This is a genomic window from Burkholderia humptydooensis (genome assembly GCF_001513745.1).
GTDB lineage: Bacteria > Pseudomonadota > Gammaproteobacteria > Burkholderiales > Burkholderiaceae > Burkholderia > Burkholderia humptydooensis.
In genome coordinates, this window is record NZ_CP013380.1 from 1,852,417 (window position 1) to 1,871,348 (window position 18,932).

16 protein-coding genes are annotated in these 18,932 nt (G+C 67.3%); 12 read left to right on the plus strand and 4 right to left on the minus strand.

The genetic code is table 11. The annotated features are described in order from the left end of the window. The first annotated feature begins 56 nt into the window (after nucleotides 1-56). The 6 genes from hflK to AQ610_RS08550 all read left to right on the plus strand — a co-directional run bounded on the left by hflK (nucleotide 57) and on the right by AQ610_RS08550 (nucleotide 5,860). Nucleotides 57-1,388, plus strand: coding sequence for an FtsH protease activity modulator HflK (gene hflK, locus AQ610_RS08525; protein ID WP_045554838.1), 1,332 nt, complete (start codon nucleotides 57-59; stop codon nucleotides 1,386-1,388). Nucleotides 1,389-1,403: 15 nt separating this feature from the next. Continuing rightward, complete coding sequence (hflC, locus tag AQ610_RS08530) at nucleotides 1,404-2,303, plus strand: protease modulator HflC (protein ID WP_006026957.1); 900 nt, start codon at nucleotides 1,404-1,406, stop codon at nucleotides 2,301-2,303. 24 nt (nucleotides 2,304-2,327) lie between these two features. Then, entirely contained in the window at nucleotides 2,328-2,519 is a 192-nt protein-coding gene (locus tag AQ610_RS08535) for a DUF2065 domain-containing protein (RefSeq protein WP_006026956.1), read from the plus strand. A gap of 120 nt (nucleotides 2,520-2,639) precedes the next feature. Continuing rightward, complete coding sequence (locus AQ610_RS08540) at nucleotides 2,640-3,788, plus strand: ATP phosphoribosyltransferase regulatory subunit (RefSeq protein ID WP_006026955.1); 1,149 nt, start codon at nucleotides 2,640-2,642, stop codon at nucleotides 3,786-3,788. Nucleotides 3,789-3,912: 124 nt separating this feature from the next. Then, a complete protein-coding gene (locus AQ610_RS08545; protein ID WP_015601246.1) occupies nucleotides 3,913-5,259 on the plus strand; it encodes an adenylosuccinate synthase in 1,347 nt (448 codons plus the stop codon). 7 nt (nucleotides 5,260-5,266) lie between these two features. Further along, nucleotides 5,267-5,860: a phosphoribosyltransferase gene (locus AQ610_RS08550; RefSeq protein WP_006026953.1), complete on the plus strand. Its 594-nt coding sequence runs from the start codon at nucleotides 5,267-5,269 to the stop codon at nucleotides 5,858-5,860. Between the two features lie 55 nt (nucleotides 5,861-5,915). Here the strand turns inward: AQ610_RS08550 and AQ610_RS08555 are convergent, their stop codons facing one another. Then, entirely contained in the window at nucleotides 5,916-7,136 is a 1,221-nt protein-coding gene (locus tag AQ610_RS08555) for an ISL3 family transposase (RefSeq protein WP_045554821.1), read from the minus strand. A 174-nt stretch (nucleotides 7,137-7,310) separates the two neighbouring features. Further along, nucleotides 7,311-7,505 (minus strand): hypothetical protein, encoded by a 195-nt coding sequence (locus tag AQ610_RS33050; RefSeq protein WP_009912137.1) that lies wholly within the window; start codon nucleotides 7,503-7,505, stop codon nucleotides 7,311-7,313. Between AQ610_RS33050 and AQ610_RS08560 the strand changes: the two genes are divergently transcribed. Then, nucleotides 7,470-9,362, plus strand: coding sequence for a potassium transporter Kup (locus tag AQ610_RS08560; protein ID WP_009912138.1), 1,893 nt, complete (start codon nucleotides 7,470-7,472; stop codon nucleotides 9,360-9,362). The genes AQ610_RS33050 and AQ610_RS08560 overlap by 36 nt on opposite strands. 180 nt (nucleotides 9,363-9,542) lie before the next feature. Here the strand turns inward: AQ610_RS08560 and AQ610_RS08565 are convergent, their stop codons facing one another. Continuing rightward, the gene (locus AQ610_RS08565; RefSeq protein WP_006026950.1) at nucleotides 9,543-11,858 is read right to left on the minus strand and encodes a Tex family protein; all 2,316 of its coding nucleotides are present in this window, start codon (nucleotides 11,856-11,858) and stop codon (nucleotides 9,543-9,545) included. Nucleotides 11,859-11,998: 140 nt separating this feature from the next. Between AQ610_RS08565 and AQ610_RS08570 the strand changes: the two genes are divergently transcribed. The 3 genes from AQ610_RS08570 to yoaA all read left to right on the plus strand — a co-directional run bounded on the left by AQ610_RS08570 (nucleotide 11,999) and on the right by yoaA (nucleotide 15,401). After that, a complete protein-coding gene (locus AQ610_RS08570; RefSeq protein WP_006026949.1) occupies nucleotides 11,999-12,754 on the plus strand; it encodes a hypothetical protein in 756 nt (251 codons plus the stop codon). A 107-nt stretch (nucleotides 12,755-12,861) separates the two neighbouring features. Beyond that, the gene (locus AQ610_RS08575) at nucleotides 12,862-13,077 is read left to right on the plus strand and encodes an HP1242/YdcH family protein (RefSeq protein ID WP_006026948.1); all 216 of its coding nucleotides are present in this window, start codon (nucleotides 12,862-12,864) and stop codon (nucleotides 13,075-13,077) included. 62 nt (nucleotides 13,078-13,139) lie between these two features. Next, nucleotides 13,140-15,401 carry a DNA repair helicase YoaA gene (yoaA, locus tag AQ610_RS08580; RefSeq protein ID WP_006026947.1) on the plus strand — a complete coding sequence of 754 codons (2,262 nt, stop codon included), beginning with the start codon at nucleotides 13,140-13,142 and terminating at the stop codon, nucleotides 15,399-15,401. A gap of 125 nt (nucleotides 15,402-15,526) precedes the next feature. Here yoaA and AQ610_RS08585 read toward each other — a convergent pair whose 3' ends face one another. Further along, a complete protein-coding gene (locus tag AQ610_RS08585) occupies nucleotides 15,527-16,351 on the minus strand; it encodes an outer membrane protein assembly factor BamD (RefSeq protein WP_006026946.1) in 825 nt (274 codons plus the stop codon). Between the two features lie 53 nt (nucleotides 16,352-16,404). Here AQ610_RS08585 and AQ610_RS08590 point away from each other — a divergent pair, with 53 nt between their 5' ends. Both AQ610_RS08590 and pgeF read left to right on the plus strand, forming a co-directional pair. Continuing rightward, nucleotides 16,405-17,592, plus strand: a complete 1,188-nt coding sequence (locus AQ610_RS08590; protein ID WP_043282638.1) for an RluA family pseudouridine synthase — start codon at nucleotides 16,405-16,407, stop codon at nucleotides 17,590-17,592. Between the two features lie 6 nt (nucleotides 17,593-17,598). Then, entirely contained in the window at nucleotides 17,599-18,468 is an 870-nt protein-coding gene (pgeF, locus tag AQ610_RS08595) for a peptidoglycan editing factor PgeF (protein ID WP_043282637.1), read from the plus strand. The last annotated feature ends 464 nt before the right edge of the window (nucleotides 18,469-18,932 follow it).

Genomic DNA, 18,932 nt, shown 5'->3' on the forward strand with positions numbered 1-18,932 from the left:
AATCTGGTGAACAAATACAGGTGAACGATTACAACGAGCGGAGTACCTGGCGGCGAATGCGCGCCTTGCTGTCGATCAACGATCCCCGCTGGGGACGCGGCGGCAACGGCGACAAGCCGCGCGCGAACGAATCGAAACGCCCGAACGGGCGCGACGACGGCCCCCCGGATCTCGACGAAATGTGGCGGAACTTCAACCGTCGCCTGAGCGGCTGGTTCGGCGGCAAGGGCGGCGGCAACAACGGCTTTCGTCCCGACAACGGGCGTGCCGCGCGCGTCGGCGTCGGCATTGTCACGGGCGTGCTGATCGCGATCTATCTCGGCAGCGGCATCTTCATCGTTCAGGATGGCCAGACGGGCGTCGTGCTGCGCTTCGGCGAATACACAGGCTCGGTCGGCGACGGCGTTCACTGGCGCCTGCCGTATCCGTTCGAATCGCACGAGATCGTCGACACCGCGCAGGTGCGCTCGATCGAGATCGGTCGCAACAACGTTGTGCGGCTCGCGAACGTGAAGGACGCGTCGATGCTCACGCGCGATGCCGACATCGTCGACGTGCGTTTCGCCGTTCAATATCGGGTCGGATCCCCGACCGATTACCTGTTTCGCGCCGTCGACCCCGAGCGCAGCGTGTCGCAGGCCGCACAGGCGGCGGTGCGCGAGATTGTCGGCGCGAAGCGTGCTGAAGACGTGCTCGCGCAGGATCGCGACGCGCTGCGCGATGCGCTCGCGAAGGCGATCCAGCGCGACCTCGACCGCTATCGCACGGGCCTCGTCGTGACCGGCGTGACCGTGCAGAGCGTGGCGCCCCCCGAGCAGGTGCAGGCGGCCGTCGACGACATCGCGAAGGCGCGCCAGGACAGCGAGGCCGCGAAGAACGCCGCGCAGGCGTATGCGAGCGAATTGCTGCCGCGCGCGCAGGGCGACGCGGCGAAGATGGTCGACGACGCGAAGTCTTACGCCGAGCGCGTCGCCGCGCAGGCCGAGGGCGACGCGGAGCGCTTCAAGCAGGTCTACGCGCAGTACTCGAAGGCGCCCGCGGTGATTCGCGAGCGGATGTACCTCGAGACGATGCAGGAGATCTATTCGAACACGACGAAGGTGTACGTCGGCAACAAGGCGGGCAACAGCGTGCTGTATCTGCCGCTCGACAAGATCGTCGAGGCGGGGCGCCAGCGCGCGGCCGAGGCGGCGAGCGCCGCCGCCGCGACGCCTGCGAGCGGCGCGCAAGCGCCCACGCCCGCGTTTTCCGCGCCGGCATCGGCCGCGGCTGCCGCGAGCGCGCCGCGCGCGTCGGCGCCCGCCGCGGCGAGCCCGGCGTCCGGCAGCGATTCGCTGCGCTCGCGCGAGGCGTTCCGCAGCCGTTCGCGCACCGACGATCTGCAGTAACGAGGAGCGCTTTACATGAACCGAATCATCGCGCTCGTCGTAGCGATCGTCATCGTCGCGCTGGTGGCTTCGTCGACGGTGCTCGTCGTCGATCCGCGCCATACGGCCGTGCTGTCGTCGCGCGACGGCGACACGCCGGCGCTCGCCGGCCCCGGCCTGCATTTCAAGCTGCCGCAGCCGTTGCAGACGGCGACGCTCGTCGACGTCCGCGTGCAGACGCTCGACTCGGCCGATCCGCTGAGCCTCGCGACGAAGGACAAGAGCGACGTGCTCGTGAGCCCCGTCGTCAAATACCGGATCGCCGACGTGCTCAAGTACTACAGGGAGACGGGCGGCGCGCCGCGCGGCGAGGTCGATCGCCTGACGGCGGCGGCCAGGGGCGCGCTCGGCGCCGCGTTCGCGAAGCGCGATCTCGACGACGCGCTCGGCAGCCAGCGTGCGATCGCCGACGATGCGAAGCGCGCGCTGCAGGCCGACGCGGCGCCGCTCGGCATCGACGTCGTCGACGTGCAACTGACGCGCGTCGACCTGCCCGCCGCGCAGGCGGACGGCGCGTATCAGCGGATGACGGCCGAGCTGCAGCGCGAGGCCGAGCGCGAGCGCGCGGAAGGTGCGGCGCAGGCGGAAGAGATCAAGGCGGACGCGGCCCGGCAGCAGCAGACGATTCTCGCGGAAGGCTACAAATCCGCGCAGTCGATCAAGGGCGAGGGCGACGCGAAGGCCGCGTCGATCGCCGCCGACGCGTTCGGCCGCGATCCGCAGTTCTACCAGTTCTACGCGAGCCTGCAGGCGTATCGGAACAGCTTCAAGCCGAACGACGTGATCGTCGTCGATCCGGACAGCGAGTTCTTCCGCTTCATGCGCAGCCCGACGGGCGGCGCCGCGGCGCCGGCTGCCGCGCCCCGCAACCGTTGATGTGCAAGGGGCGTCGTCGTCTGCATGGATCTCGCTGGCTCGTTACTGCTCGCTCTCGCGCTGATGCTCATCATCGAGGGCGCCTTTCCGTTCGTGTTTCCGAGCGCGTGGCGCGACACGTTCCGTAGAATAGCGGAGCGGCCCCCGCACCATATCCGGATCGGCGGGTTCATCGTGATGGCGCTCGGGCTCGCGCTGCTTCTGCTCGTCACCTGATCCGGCCGCTTGCGCCCGTTCGGCGCCGCCCGGCCATCCGCCGAGGCGCCGGGCGCCGACCCGATTCCAATCCGAGGCGCGCGACGCGCGCGCCGTGTTTCCTGTCGTAGGACCGCCACGATGTCGACCTGGTTACTTCCCGAGAATATTGCCGACGTGCTGCCGTCGGAGGCGCGCAAGATCGAGGAGCTGCGTCGCAGGCTGCTCGACCGCTTTCGTTCGTACGGCTACGAGATGGTCATGCCGCCGCTCCTCGAGTATCTGGAGTCGCTGCTGACGAGCGGCGGCAACGAGCTGCGCCTGCGCACGTTCAAGCTCGTCGATCAGGTGTCGGGCCGCACGCTCGGCTTGCGCGCCGACATGACGCCGCAGGTCGCGCGGATCGACGCGCACCTGCTGAACCGCCAGGGCGTGACGCGCCTCTGCTATGCGGGCCCCGTGCTGCACACGCGTCCGCGCGGGCTGCACGCGAGCCGCGAGCAGTTGCAGATCGGCGCGGAAATCTATGGGCATGCGGGCCTTGAGGCCGATCAGGAGATCCAGCAACTGATGCTCGATGCGCTGCACCTGACCGGCCTGAAGAAAATCCGGCTCGACCTCTGTCACGCGGGCGTGCTGGCCGCGCTCTTCGCGCGCGACGCGGTTGCGGCCGAGCGCGGCGAGGCGCTCTACGACGCGCTCGCCGGCAAGGACGTGCCGCGCCTCACCGAGCTGACCGACGACCTCGGCGCCGATACGCGCGCCGCGCTGCGTGCGCTGCCGCGCCTGTACGGCGACGCGTCAGTGCTCGACGAGGCGCGCCGCCAGTTGCCGGCGCTGCCGGAGATCGCCCGCGCGCTCGACGATCTCGCGCATCTCGTCGCGCAGGTGAAGGATGCCGAGGTCGCGATCGATCTCGCCGATCTGCGCGGCTACGCGTATCACAGCGGCGCGATGTTCGCCGCGTACGTCGACGGCGTGCCGAACGCGGTCGCGCACGGCGGCCGCTACGACCACGTCGGCCAGGCTTACGGCCGTGCGCGTCCGGCGACGGGCTTTTCGCTCGACCTGCGCGAAATCGCGCGGATCTCGCCGGTCGAGGCGCGCGGCTCCGCGATTCTCGCGCCGTGGAAGCAGGACGACGCGCTGCGCGCGGCGGTGGGCGCGCTGCGCGACGCGGGCGAGGTGGTGATACAGGCGCTGCCGGGGCACGATCACGTGCTCGACGAATTCGCATGCGATCGCGCGCTCGTCGAGCGCGACGGCGCGTGGGTGGTCGAGCCCCGCTGAACGTGTTGCGCCACCGGGCTTCCGATGCGCGTCCAGCGTGCAATGTTGTTGAAGCGAAACGGAAAAATTCGGAGCCGGCGGCGAACCTAGGTAGAATACGTTTTTAACCAGCTAACGAATCAACATGTCTGCCAGCGCAGTGAACGTGACTCCCGGGCGCAACGTCGTCGTCGTGGGGACTCAATGGGGTGATGAAGGCAAAGGCAAGATCGTCGACTGGCTGACGGACCACGCTCAGGGCGTCGTGCGTTTCCAGGGCGGCCACAACGCCGGCCACACCCTCATCATCGGCGGCAAGAAAACCATCTTGCGCCTCATCCCGTCGGGCATCATGCGCGAAGGCGTTGCCTGCTACATCGGCAACGGCGTCGTCCTGTCCCCCGAGGCACTGTTCAAGGAAATCGGCGAGCTGGAAGAGGCCGGTCTTTCCGTTCGCGAGCGCCTGTTCATTTCCGAGGCGGCGACGCTGATCCTTCCGTATCACATCGCGATCGACCAGGCGCGCGAAGCGCGCCGCGGCGCGGGCAAGATCGGCACGACGGGCCGCGGCATCGGCCCTGCGTACGAGGACAAGGTCGGCCGCCGCGCGCTGCGCGTGCAAGACCTGTTCGACGCGAGAACGTTCGCCGATCGCCTGCGCGAGAATCTCGACTTCCACAATTTCGTGCTGACGCAGTATCTCGGCGGCGCGGCCGTCGATTTCCAGGCGACGCTCGATACGATGCTCGGCTACGCGGATCGCCTGAAGCCGATGGTCGCGGACGTGTCGCGCCGCCTGTACGAAGAAAACCACGCGGGCCGCAACCTGCTGTTCGAAGGCGCGCAGGGCACGCTGCTCGACATCGATCACGGCACCTATCCGTTCGTCACGTCGAGCAACTGCGTCGCGGGCGCGGCGGCGGCGGGCGCGGGCGTCGGCCCGCAGAAGCTCAACTACATCCTCGGCATCACGAAGGCGTATTGCACGCGCGTCGGCTCGGGCCCGTTCCCGAGCGAACTGTACGACGCGGACAATCCGAGCCGCCAGGATCAGATCGGGATCACGCTCGCGAATGTCGGCAAGGAATTCGGCTCCGTCACGGGCCGTCCGCGCCGCACCGGCTGGCTCGACGCGGCCGCGCTGCGCCGCTCGATCCAGATCAACGGCGTGTCGGGCCTGTGCATGACGAAGCTCGACGTGCTCGACGGCCTTGACGAAGTGAAGCTGTGCGTCGGCTACAAGATCGACGGCGAAGACGCTGATCTGCTGCCGCGCGGCGCGGCCGAAGTCGCTCGCTGCGAGCCTGTCTACGAGACGTTCGGCGGCTGGAAGGAAAGCACGGTCGGCATCAGCTCGTGGGACGCGCTGCCCGAGAACGCGCGCGCGTACCTCGCGCGCGTGCAGGAAGTGGCCGGCGTGCCGATCGACATGGTGTCCACGGGCCCGGATCGCGACGAGACGATCCTGCTGCGTCATCCGTTCAAGGTGTAAATCGCCGATGACGCAGAACCTCATGACCGCGCTCAAGATGTCCGATCCGCGCAACGACGACAAGAATCTCTGGGTCGGCTGGGACGAATACCACCGGCTGATCGAGATGCTCGCGCTCGCCGTGCACGATTCCGGGTGGAAGTTCGACAAGATCCTGTGCCTCGCGCGCGGCGGGCTGCGCGTCGGCGATCAGCTCTCGCGCATCTACGATCTGCCGCTCGCGATTCTCGCGACGAGCTCGTATCGCGAGGCGGCGGGCACGCAGCAGGGCGATCTCGATATCGCGCAGTACATCACGATGACGCGCGGCGAACTGACGGGCAACGTGCTGCTCGTCGACGATCTCGTCGATTCGGGCGTGACGCTCGCGCGCGTCCAGCAGCATCTGAAGGAGCGCTATCCGGCCGTGACAGCCGTGCGCTCGGCCGTGCTCTGGTACAAGGGCTGCTCGACGGTGAAGCCCGATTATCACGTCCAGTATCTGCCGACGAATCCGTGGATTCATCAGCCATTCGAAGAATGGGATACCGTGCGTCCGCACAATCTCGCGGCGTGGATCAAGCGCGGCAACGCGCAGCGCGACGACGCGTCCGCCGCATAAGCGCGCGGGATGTCGCACCGGAAACGGCGCCTCGATGGCGCCGTTTTTTTTAGGTTCATCGCGGATTACCGGGGAACGCGGCGCGGATCTTGAGAAAGAAGTATTCCTCGTCGCGGTACCCGTAAGCCCGACGCTTGATGACCTTGATGGTGTTGTTGATGCCTTCGACGATGCTGGTATTAAGCGGATGTCGGCAGCGGGCCACGATTCCGTGCCAGTAACCCTGCAGGCGCTGCGCAAACAGTTGCAGCGCGGCAATTCCGCTTTGCCGGGCTTGCTCGATCCATTGTTCCCAGGCCTTTTCCGCCCAGGCAGGCTTGCGGTAGAACCAGAGCCGCTTGAGTTCGTCACGTAGCACGTAGACGCACAACAATGGCTGATTGGCGGCCAGCAGTTCCTTCAGATGCACGGACTGCTCGGGCTTCAGGTTGTGGCGGTTGCGCAGCAGCAACCAGCGGCTGGACTTCAGGACCTTCCGGGCCGGCCGGTCATGGCGCAACTGATTGGCCTGATCGACCCGTACCCGATCGATCACCTCACGCCCGTACTTGGCCACGACGTGGAACAGGTCGTAGACGACCTCAGCCTGCGGACACTGCGCTTTGATCTCCAACTCGTAGGCCGTGGTCATGTCGATGGCCACTGCTTCGATGCGCTCGGCAACACCCTGGGGAAGCTGTTCGAAGAAGGCTCTGGCCGTCTCGCGCGAGCGTCCCGCTCCAATCCAGAGCACTTGCCGACCAATCGGATCGACCACCACCGTGGCGTAGCGATGACCTTTATGGAGCGCGAACTCGTCCATCGCCAGATAGCGGATCGTCGACCAGTCAGGATCAGCCACACGCGCTCGCAAGCGCATCTTGTCGATCGATTTGACCGTGTGCCAGCCCAAATCGTAGAAGGCGGCGACCGCCTGCACGCTGGCCGCCTGCAGCAGTTTCTCGCAGGCCTTGGCAAATCGCTCCGTCACTCGCTGGTAACGGCCCAGCCACGCCAGTTTCTCCAGTCGCGGACCGCCGCAGCGTTCGCACCAGACTCGGCGGCGGGGGACGTGCAGTACCACCCGGTACTCGAACAGTGGCAGATCGCGCACCCGGCGAACCGTCGTCTCATGAATCTGCTGGCAGCGTGCACCGCACTGTTCGCAGTACATGACCTTGCTGACCGGCTTCAAATACAGCGACAGCGTACGGCCTTCTCCTTCCGGCCATTCCACCCCCTCTAACCGATAGCCGGTCCAGCAACCCAGTGCTTGAAGTGCCTTGCGATCGAGCAATTCTGCCTCCTGACCTCCTTAAAGTCAGGCGTCAGGTTACGCAATCGCCATCAAACCCTCCACGGTTTCCTGCGATGAACCTTTTTTTAGGGGGTGCGTTCGATCTTTTACGTCTTCTTTACGGTATCCGAAGAATCGCGCGACGAGGGTAGGCGCGGCGCCCGCGCACGGCTATCATGACGCCCCATCGCGGCAGGAGGCATCGCGCCCCCATGCTACACTTGGCGCGCCGCAGCAAGTGGTGTGCCGACAACGCCAGTGGGCGGCATTTTTGCGTGCCCAGTTAGAGTAGCGCTCGTTTTTCCGACCCCAGCACGGATTTATACCGCTTTTATGACCGACACGAATCACTCGTCCATGCGCCAGCATTCGCTGCAATCGCTCGCGATTGCAGCAATCGGCGTGGTTTTCGGCGACATCGGCACGAGCCCGCTGTACTCGCTCAAGGAAGCGTTCAGTCCGGCACACGGCATTCCTCTCACGCCGAGCTCGATCCTCGGCGTGATCTCGCTCCTGTTCTGGGCGATCATTCTCGTCGTCGGCATCAAGTACGTGCTGTTCGTGATGCGCGCCGACAACAACGGCGAGGGCGGCGTGCTCGCGCTGATGGCGCTGTCGCTGCGGCCGCTGAATCCGAAGTCGCGTATCACCGGCCTGATGATGGCGCTCGGCATCTTCGGCGCGTGCATGTTCTATGGCGACGCGGTGATCACGCCCGCGATCTCGGTGATGTCGGCGGTCGAGGGCCTCGAGGTTGCGACGCCGCAACTGTCGCACCTCGTGCTGCCGATCACGATCGTGATCCTGATCGCGCTGTTCTGGATTCAGCGGCACGGCACGGCGATGGTCGGCAAGCTGTTCGGCCCGATCATGGTGCTCTGGTTCGTGACGATCGCCGCGCTCGGCGTCTATCACATCGCGCGCGCGCCGATGATCGTCCGGGCGATCAATCCGTACTACGCGTTCTCGTTCATGTCCGAGCACGTGCTGCTCGCGTACGTGGTGCTCGGCTCCGTCGTGCTCGTGTTGACGGGCGCGGAAGCGCTCTACGCGGACATGGGGCACTTCGGCGCGAAGCCGATCCGGCTCGCCGCATACGTGCTCGTGATGCCGTCGCTCGTGCTCAATTACTTCGGCCAGGGCGCGCTGCTGCTGCTCGATCCGAAGGCGATCGAGAATCCGTTCTTCCTGCTCGCGCCGCAATGGGCGGCGCTGCCGCTCGTCGTGCTGTCGACGGTCGCGACCGTCATCGCGTCGCAGGCGGTGATCTCGGGCGCGTATTCGCTGACGAGCCAGGCCATCCAGCTCGGCTACGTGCCGCGGATGAAGATCCTGCATACGTCCGAGCTCGCGATCGGGCAGATCTACGTGCCCGTCGTCAACTGGCTGCTGCTGTTCGTGATCCTCTGCATCGTGATCGGCTTCAAGAGTTCCGACAACCTCGCGGCCGCGTACGGCATCGCGGTGACGGCGACGATGGTGATCACGACGATCCTCGCCGCGGTCGTGATGGTGAAGGTCTGGAACTGGAACAAGCTGCTCGTCGCGGTGATCATCGGCGTGTTCCTCGTCGTCGACCTCGGCTTCTTCGGCGCGAACCTGCTGAAGGTCGAGCAGGGCGGCTGGCTGCCGCTCGGCATCGGCGCGCTGCTGTTCTTCCTGTTGATGACCTGGTACAAGGGCCGTCATATCGTCAAGGAGCGCACCGCCGCCGACGGCATTCCGCTCGCACCGTTCCTTCAGGGGCTGCTCGCGCATCCGCCGCACCGCGTGTCGGGCACGGCGATCTATCTGACGGGCAACGACACGCTGGTGCCTGTGAGCCTTCTGCACAACCTGAAGCACAACAAGGTGCTGCACGAGCGGACCATCTTCATGACATTCGTCACGCGCGACATCCCGTATGTGAAGGACGACGAACGGGTGACGATTCACGATGCGGGTGAAGGGCTCTACATCGTCAAGGCGGAATACGGCTTCAACGAGACGCCGGACGTGAAGGCGGTGCTCGAGGAGGTCGCGCGTCAGCGCGGAATGACGTTCGAGCTGATGGACACGTCGTTCTTCCTCGCGCGCGAAACCGTCGTGCCGACCCATCTGCCGGGCATGTCGATCTGGCGCGAGCGCGTGTTCGCGTGGATGCATCAGAACGCCGCGAAGCCGACCGATTTCTTCGCGATCCCGGCGAACCGCGTCGTCGAGCTCGGCACGAAGATCGAGATCTGAGCGGCGAGTGCCGCGCGCCGTTCGTTGTCGACGTGCGGCGCGTTCCACCGCTTTCGCGCGACAGGAATCGATGCCAGCGCTATCGGGCGGAGATGCCGAATCGCCCCCGTCGATCCAGACGTCGCCAGTCACAAAAAAGCCCGCTTCGAAGCGGGCTTTTTTGTGACTGGCGCGTCGCGCTCAACGCGGCTGCTTGAGCTTCGCGAACGCAGCGGCCATCGCGCCCGCCGGCTCCGGCTCGCGCGAGCGCTGCGGCCTCGCGCCGCCGCGCTCCGCGCCGCCGCGATTGCCGGCCGCGCTCGGCGCCGCGTCGTCGTCGAGCCGCATCGTCAGCGAAATCCGCTGGCGCTTCACGTCGACGTCGAGCACCTTCACCTTGACGACCTGGCCCGCCTTCACGACTTCGTGAGGATCCTTGATGAATTTCGTCGACATCGCGGACACATGGACGAGCCCGTCCTGATGCACGCCGATGTCGACGAACGCGCCGAACGCCGCAACGTTCGTCACCACGCCTTCCAGCACCATCCCCGGCGCGAGATCCGATACTTTCTCGACACCTTCGCGGAACGTCGCGGTCTTGAATTCGGGCCGCGGATCGCGGCCGGGCTTCTCGAGCTCGGACAGGATGTCGCGCACGGTCGGCAATCCGAAGCGTTCGTCGACGAATTCGGCGGGCGACAGGCCCGCGAGCGCGTCGCGGTTGCCGAGCACGTCGTCAATGCGCTTGCTGATCTTCGCGAGCATCCGCTCGACGACGGGGTACGCCTCCGGGTGCACCGACGAGCGGTCGAGCGGATTTTCGCCGCCATTGATGCGCAGGAAGCCCGCCGCCTGCTCGAACGTCTTGTCGCCGAGGCGCGGCACGCGGCGCAGATGCTCGCGCGACGGGAACGGGCCGTTTGCGTCGCGGTAGTCGACGATGTTGCGCGCGAGCGTCGGGTTCAGGCCCGACACGCGTGCGAGGAGGGCGGCCGATGCGGTGTTCGCGTCGACGCCGACCGCGTTCACGCAGTCCTCGACGACCGCGTCGAGCGACCGCGCGAGCTCGCGCTGGTTCACGTCGTGCTGATACTGGCCGACGCCGATCGCCTTCGGCTCGATCTTCACGAGTTCGGCGAGCGGGTCCTGCAGCCGGCGCGCGATCGATACGGCGCCGCGCAGCGACACGTCGAGCTCGGGGAATTCCTTCGCGGCGAGCTCCGACGCCGAGTAGACGGACGCGCCCGCCTCCGACACGACGATCTTCTGCAGCTTGAGCTCGGGATGCCGTGCGATCAGCTCGCTCGCGAGCTTGTCGGTTTCGCGCGACGCGGTGCCGTTGCCGATGCTGACGAGCTCCGCCTGCGTGTGCGCGGCGAGGCGCGCGAGCTTTGCGATCGAGCCGTCCCAGTCGCGGCGCGGCTCGTGCGGATAGATCGTGTCGGTCGCGAGCACCTTGCCCGTGCGATCGACGACGGCAACCTTCACGCCCGTGCGCAGGCCGGGGTCGAGACCGATCACGGCCTTCGGGCCCGCGGGCGCGGCGAGCAGCAGGTCCTTCAGGTTGCGCGCGAACACGCGGATCGCTTCATGCTCGGCCGTCTCGCGCAGGTGCGTGAGCAGCTCGGTCTCGATGTGCGGCTGCACCTTCACGCGCCAGCACCACCGGCATACGTCGGACAGCCACTTGTCGGCGGGCCGGTTCTGGTTCGCGATCCCGAAATGGCGCGCGATCGTCGCCTCGCCCGGATGCGGCACCTGCGCGTCGAGCTCCTCGCCGAGGCCGAGCTTCACGGTCAGCACGCCGGCGTTGCGGCCGCGGAACAGCGCGAGCGCGCGGTGCGACGGCACGGTCTTGAGCGTTTCCGAGTAGTCGTAGTAGTCGCGGAATTTCTCGCCTTCCTCGCCTTCCTTGCCGTCGACGACGGCCGACGACACGACGCCGCGCTCGAACAGGTAGTCGCGCAGCTTGCCGAGCAGCTCGGCCGTCTCGCCGAATTGCTCGGACAGGATGTCGCGTGCGCCGTCGAGCGCCGCCTTCACGTCGGCGACGCCCTTGTCCGCGTTCACGTAGGCGGCGGCCTCCGTTTGCGGATCGAGGAGCGGATTCGCGAGGAGCGCCTGCGCGAGCGGCTCGAGCCCGGCTTCCCGGGCGATCTGCGCGCGCGTGCGGCGCTTCGGCTTGTACGGCAGGTACAGATCCTCGAGCGTCTGCTTGCTGTCGGCCGCGTCGATCGCCGCGCGCAGTTCGTCCGTCAGCTTGCCCTGCTCGTCGATGCTCGCGATGATCGTCGCGCGGCGTTCCTCTAGCTCGCGCAGATACAGCAGGCGCTCTTCGAGCTGGCGCAACTGCGTGTCGTCCAGGTTGCCCGTGACTTCCTTCCGGTAGCGGGCGATGAACGGAACGGTGGAGCCTTCGTCGAGGAGTTGCACTGCCGCGGCGACTTGCCGGGGCTGGACCGACAGTTCGTCGGCGATGCGCTGTACGATCTTGAGTGCTACGGTTTCCGTCATGTCGTGATGTGCGTCTACTGCCTGCAGAAATCGCCCGGTCCGGCCGGCTGCGCCCTCGAGTCGGCCCGGGCGGGTGAATGGAGCGGGGCATTTTGCCATAAATGCGAAAGGGTCTAGCCGCGGGTGTTAGAATTCGCCCCATGATCCGCAGCTTTCCTACGACGTTGCCAACCTCCCGATTTTCCGCTCTCGCGTTCGCCGCTGCGCTTGCGGCGACGCTCTTCTGCGCGCCCGTCGCCGGCATCGCGCAGACGTCCGCATCCGCCGTCGCGGCGCCTGCCGCCGCCGCATCCGATGCGGGCACGTTCGGCGCGCAGGCGAATTTCGACGCGCGTCAAAAAGTGCTCAATCAACGCGCGTCGGAAAACGATTATCGTTATGCGGTGGCCCAGCACGATTGCTACAGCACGTTTTTCGTCAATCACTGCCTGAACAAGGCGCGCGAGACGATGCGGGCCGAGCGCGCGAGCGTCAGCCAGGAGCAGCTCGCGCTCGACGACGAGCAACGGGCGGTGCGCGCGCAGGAGCGGGACCGGCAACTCGCGCTGAAGGAAGCCGAGCGGCAGGCGCAGGCGCCGCAGCGCGCGGCGAACGAACAGGCGAACGCGGCCGCGTACGAAGGCAAGCAGCAGGAAAACGCGCTCAAGCGCGCGCAGCGCGACGCGCAGGCGCCGCAACGCGCGGCGAACCAGCAGGCGTATGACGCGAAGCAGGCCGAGTTCCAGCGCAAGCTCGACGCGGCGCACGCGCAGGCGGCGAAGGATGCGCAGCAGCGCGCGGAGAACGCAGGGCGCTACGAACAGAAGCAGCGTGACGCGGCGCAGCACAAGGCGGACGTCGACGAACGCCGGCGGCAGGCCGCCGAGAAGGCGAAGCAGAAGCAACAGCAGCAGTAACGGTTAGCAGCAGGGATACACGCGGCAGCGTTGGGTGGTGGTTTCGCAAGGCAATCTCGGGCATGCAGGCGGCTCGGTCGGCATGCCGATTCAATGAGGAGGCAAGTATGCAAACCCGTTCGGCGGAAACGCAACAGGAACTGTACAACCGACTGGTGTCTTTGCAGGAGCTGCACCAGCAGCTTGCCCGCGAGATCGAGCAGAAAGAGGGACGCTCCGACATCGACGACCTGGCGCTGCACCGGCTGAAGAAGGAAAAGCTGCTGGCCAAAGACAAGATCATCATGCTGCAATCGCAGCTCGAACCGGATAAGCGCGCTTGACGCGCGGCCTGGCAAGCGCCGGCGCCGCGGCAGGCGCCGGATGATATTAGGAACCGCTTGCCTTGAATTCACCGCTTGATGCCACTCCCGACGCGCGGCGCGACGATTCGTCCGCCGCGCGCTCCCGCACGTCCGGCGGCAGCGCCGTTGCCGCCGCGGGCGCGTACACGCCGAGCGTGAAGCGCATCGTCGAGCTCGACGCCATCTTCGGCGACGGCGGCCTGTTCGCGCGCGCGCTCGACAACTACCGCCCGCGCGCGTCGCAGATCGACATGGCGCGCGCCGTTGCCGCCGCGATGGAAGCATCGGGCAAGCTGATGCCGGAGCCCGAGATCTTCGAGGCGCGCAAGCGCCCCGCGCGGCGCCTGCAAGACGGCGCATCCGCCGGCCGTGACGATGCGCACGCCACGTCGTCCGGCGACGAAGGCGCCGACAACGGCGACAACACGTTGATCGTCGAAGCCGGCACCGGCACCGGCAAGACATATGCGTACCTCGTCCCGGCGATGCTCTGGGGAGGCAAGGTGATCGTGTCGACGGGCACGAAGCACCTGCAGGATCAACTGTTCCAGCGCGACATCCCGACGGTGCGCAACGCGCTCGCGGTGCCCGTGACGGTCGCGATGCTCAAGGGGCGCGCGAATTACCTGTGTCATTACTATCTGCAACGCACGGCCGACAACGGCCGCTTGCCGTCGCGACAGGACACCGCGTACCTGCAGGACATCATCCGCTTCGCGAAGATCACGAAGAGCGGCGACAAGGCCGAGCTCGCGAGCGTGCCGGAGACGTCGCCCGTGTGGTCGATGGTCACGTCGACGCGCGACAACTGCCTCGGCCAGGAATGCCCGCATTACAAGGACTGCTTCGTGATGCAGGCGCGCCGCGAGGCGCAGCAGGCGGACATCGTCGTCGTCAATCATCACCTGTTCTTCGCCGACATCATGCTGCGCGACACCGGGATGGCCGAATTGCTGCCGAGCGCGAACACGATCGTCTTCGACGAGGCGCATCAGTTGCCCGAGACCGCGACGCTCTTTTTCGGCGAGACGCTGTCGACGACGCAACTGCTCGAGCTCGCGCGCGATGCGGTGGTCGAGGGTCTCGCGCATGCGCGCGATGCGGTCGAATGGGTGAAGCTCGGCGGCGCGCTGGAGCGTGCGGCGCGCGACGTGCGGCTCGCGTTCGCCGACGACGGGATCGTCCGGATGTCGCTCGCGCAACTGGGCGACGGCCATCCGCTTTTCGGCGCGCTCGATGCGGTCGATTCGGCGCTCGACGCGCTGTCGACGGCGCTCGCGGGGCAGGCGGAGCGGGCCGAATCGATCGCCGCCTGCCAGCGCCGCGCGCGCGAGCTGCAGGAGTTGCTCGCGGGCTGGGTTGCGCCCGGTGCGAAAGACGATGCGGCCGATGCGAAGGCCGCTGCGGAAGCGGGCGAGCGCGACGATCCGAACGAGAAAGTGCGCTGGGTCGAGGTGTTCGCGCACACGGTCCAGTTGCACGAAACGCCGTTGTCCGTCGCGCCGATCTTCGCGAAGCAGCGCGCGGGCGTGCCGCGCGCGTGGATCTTCACGTCGGCGACGCTATCGGTGCGCGGCGATTTCACGCACTACGCGGCGCAGATGGGGCTCAATTCGCGCCGCTCGATGACGCTGCCGAGCCCGTTCGACTATCAGACGCAAGGGCTCCTGTACGTGCCGCGGAACCTGCCGCAGCCGTCGTCGCCCGCGTTCACCGACGCGGTGTTCGACGCCGCGCTGCCGGCGATCGAGGCGTCGGGCGGCGGCGTGTTCGTGCTGTGCACGACGCTGCGCGCGGTCGACCGGATCGCCATGAAGTTGCGCGAGACGATCGAGGCGCGCGGCTGGAACACGCCGCTCCTCGTGCAGGGCGATGCGAGCCGCACTGAGCTGCTCGACCGGTTCCGCGCATACGGCAATGCGATTCTCGTCGGCAGCCAGAGCTTCTGGGAAGGCGTCGACGTGCGCGGCGACGCGCTGTCGCTCGTCGTGATCGACAAGCTGCCGTTCGCGCCGCCCGACGATCCGGTGCTCGCCGCGCGGCTCGATGCGCTGACGAAGAAGGGGTTGAGCCCGTTCGCCGTCCATCAGTTGCCGCAGGCCGTCATCACGCTGAAGCAGGGCGCGGGGCGGCTGATTCGCGCGGAGACGGACCGCGGCGTGCTGATGATCTGCGACACGCGCCTCGTCGACAAGCCATATGGCCGTCGTATCTGGCAGAGCCTGCCGCCCTTCAAGCGAACGCGCGAGATCGACGTCGTGCGCGAGTTCTTCGCCGAGCGGCGCGAAGCCGAGCAGGCTTGAGCGCGCGGTAATCGTTGAGCCTGCGCGGCAGGGGCAGGCGCGCAAAAAGAAAAACCCGGCTCGACCAGGCCGGGTTTTTCTTTTATGCGCCGGTCGCGCACGAAGCGCGACGCGCGATGCTCAACTCAGAACTGCCACCACGATTTCTTCGCACCCGGCCGCGCATGGCCCGTGACGTACGGGCTGTCCGGGAACGTCGACGCGAGCACGCGTTTCGTGTCGTCGGCGAGCTGCGGCTGATTCAGCTTCGCGTACGACAGCGTCATAATGTGCAGCGCGTCCTCGATCGCCGGCGCGTTCTTGTATTCCTTGATCGCGAGCTGCGCGCGGTTGATCGCCGCGACATAAGCGCCGCGCCGGTAGTAGTAGTCGGCCGCGTGCACTTCGTGCGACGCGAGCGCGTTGACGATGTAGCGCATCCGCGCGGCCGCATCGGGCGCGTACTTGCTCTTCGGATAGCGGTCGACGACGACCTTGAACGCGTCATACGATTCGCGCAGCGCCTGCGGATCGCGCTCGCTCATGTCCTGGCCGGAGAAGCGGCCGAAGAGACCGAGGTCGTCGTTGAAGTGGATCATCCCCTTCAGGTAGTACGCGTACGCGACATCCGGGTGATCCGGGTGGAGCTGGATGAAGCGGTCGACCGCCTGGTCGGCGGAGGCCGTTTCGTTGTCCTTCCAGTTGCAGTAGGCGACGTTGATCTGAGCCTGCTGCGCGAAGTGGCCGAACGGGTCGCGCCCCTGCAGCGCCTCGAAATATTTCGCGCACTTGCCCCAGTCGCCGCCCGTCAATGCATCCTGAGCCTCTGAGTATAATTTGTTGTTCGACCAGGTTGCCGTCTCGTCGCTCTTCTGCGGCAAGCCGTGGCAACCCGCGACGAGCACCGCGGCCGCCGCCAGCGCGGCCCAGGCGGCCGCAGGTTTTGCGACGCGTTTGGTCGAATGCATCATGGTGAAAAGGGCTCGCATTGTCCTAGCTTCAAGTCTCAAGTGACCCAGTTTAAATGACCCGTTCAAGTTCGTTGAATGCCCGTGCGGGCAAGTCAAACCGCGACGATTATAGCCCAAGCGCCAGCCCCGCCGACGCTTCTGCCGGCGATTCGCTCGACGACGATCTGACGAGCGACGCGCTCGTCGCGCCGGCGGGCGCCGATGCCGGCGCCGATGCGCCGCGCGTCGTCGGCGTGCCGCCCGCGCTCGCGGGCGAGCGCCTCGACAAGGCGCTCGCGCAGTTGTTCCCCGAGTTCTCGCGCAGCCGTCTGCAGCAGTGGATCGAGTCGGACCGCGTGCGCGTCGACGGCGCGCCCGCGAAGATCCGGCAGCCCGTGCCGCTCGGCGCGACGATCGAACTGCTGCCGGATCTGTTGCCCGAGCAACTCGCGTTCACGCCGGAGCCGGTGCCGCTTTCGATCGTCTACGAGGACGAAGCGATCGTCGTCGTCGACAAGCCGGCCGGCCTCGTCGTTCACCCGGCGGCCGGCAACTGGAGCGGCACGCTGCTCAACGGCCTGCTGCACCGCTATGCCGACGCGGCCGGCCTGCCGCGCGCGGGCATCGTGCATCGGCTCGACAAGGAGACGTCGGGCCTGATGGTCGTCGCCCGCACGCTCGCCGCGCAGACGGATCTGATCCGTCAATTGCAGGCGCGCACGGTGAAGCGCCGCTATTTCGCGCTCGTGTGGGGGCAGATGCCCGACAAGGGCACGATCGACGCGCCGATCGGCCGCGATCCGCGCGAACGCACGCGCATGGCGGTCGTCACGGGCGCGGCGGGCAAGCCTGCGCGCACGCATTTCCGCGCGGTCGACACGACGCTGTGGGAGCGTCAGCCGGTGTCGGCGATCCATTGCGATCTCGAAACCGGGCGCACGCACCAGATCCGCGTGCACTGCGCGCACGTCGGGCATCCGCTGCTCGGCGATCCGGTGTACGGCCGCGCGCGCGGCAAGCGCTCGGTCACGCCGCTGCCGGGCGGCTTTGCGCGGCAGGCGCTGCACGCATGGCGGCTCGGCCTCGTTCATCCGGCGACCGGCCGGACGATGCAATGGCGCGCGCCGCTGCCGGCCGATCTCGCGGCGCTCGTCGAGGCACTCGGCTTCGGCGCGGACGATGCGGAATTCGGCGACGACGACGCGGTCTATGACGACGGTTACGATGAAGGCATCCCGTATGCCGACGACGATGAGGACTGACTGCCGATGACGACGTTGCGACCCCTGACGCTGGCCGATTGCGTGCAACCCGACTGGCATGCGCCGCCGCGCGTGCGCGCGCTCGTCTCGACGCGCAACGGCGGCGTGAGCGAGCCGCCTTATGGCGGGTGGAGCGGCTGGGGTGGCCGGGGCGGTCAGGGCGGCGAGGTCGCGGGCGGGATGAACCTCGGCCGGCACACCGGCGACGATCCTGCGCATGTCGATGCGAATCGCGCGCGGCTGCTCGCGTTGACGGGCCAGCCGCGCGCCGCGTGGCTCGAGCAGGTCCACGGCACGGATGTCGTGCGCGCGGAGGACGTGCTCGCCGCAAGCGCGGCGGATGCGGGCGAGGGCGGCGTCGTGCGCGCGGATGCGAGCGTCGCGGCGACGCCGGGCGCCGTCTGCGTCGTGATGGTCGCCGACTGCCTGCCGGTGCTGCTGTGCGACGAAGCGGGCCGCGCGGTCGGCGCCGCGCATGCGGGCTGGCGCGGCCTCGTCGCGGGCATCGTCGAGAAGACGGCCGAGCGCGTCGCGGCGCTGGCGGGCGCCGGCGCCGGCAGCCTGCACGCGTACCTCGGCCCGGCGATCGGGCCGACCGCGTTCGAAGTCGGCGCCGACGTGCGCTCGGCCTTTCTCGATGCGGCGCCGCTCGCCGATTACGCGGCGACGGAACGCGCATTCGCGCCGCGCGCGGACGCGCCCGGCAAGTATCTGGCGGATCTCTACGCGCTCGCGCGGCTGCGCCTCGCGCGTGCCGGCGTCGCGCGCGTGAGCGGCGGCACCGCGTGCACGGTGACCGAGCGCGAGCGCTTCTATTCGTATCGCCGCGATCGCGTGACGGGCCGGATGGCCGCGATGATCTGGCTCGCCGACTGACGGCCGCCGGTTGCGAGCGGCGTCGTGGCGACCGGCCGCGACGGCATGCCGGCGCTGTTCCTGCCGCGCCGCGGCGCGCGGATTGCTGCGCCGCACCGTGCGATGGTTGTCATCGAGATCGCTTAGACTCTCGCCGGCCGAACGGGGCCGGACATCCCCGCCGCGCGTCGCGCGGCGCGTCCCGCAACAATCATTCCGGTTGTCGAAGCATGTGTTGTCGGAGGTGACGGATCACATGGGGAAAACGATAATGATAAAACTACTGCACTGCGGCAGAATCTGGAGAAGCGCTCCGGAACACGACGCCCGGCCGGACGGGGCGCGCAGTGGGTGGTCGACTTCATGCGGCTCGAGCAGGATTTCCAGGGACCCCGCAGGCAATACCGAGGAAACACCGAGGAACCACCGTTAAGGCAGGTATGACAGCATCGAAAAAATCGTCGACGTCCTCTCACACGGATACT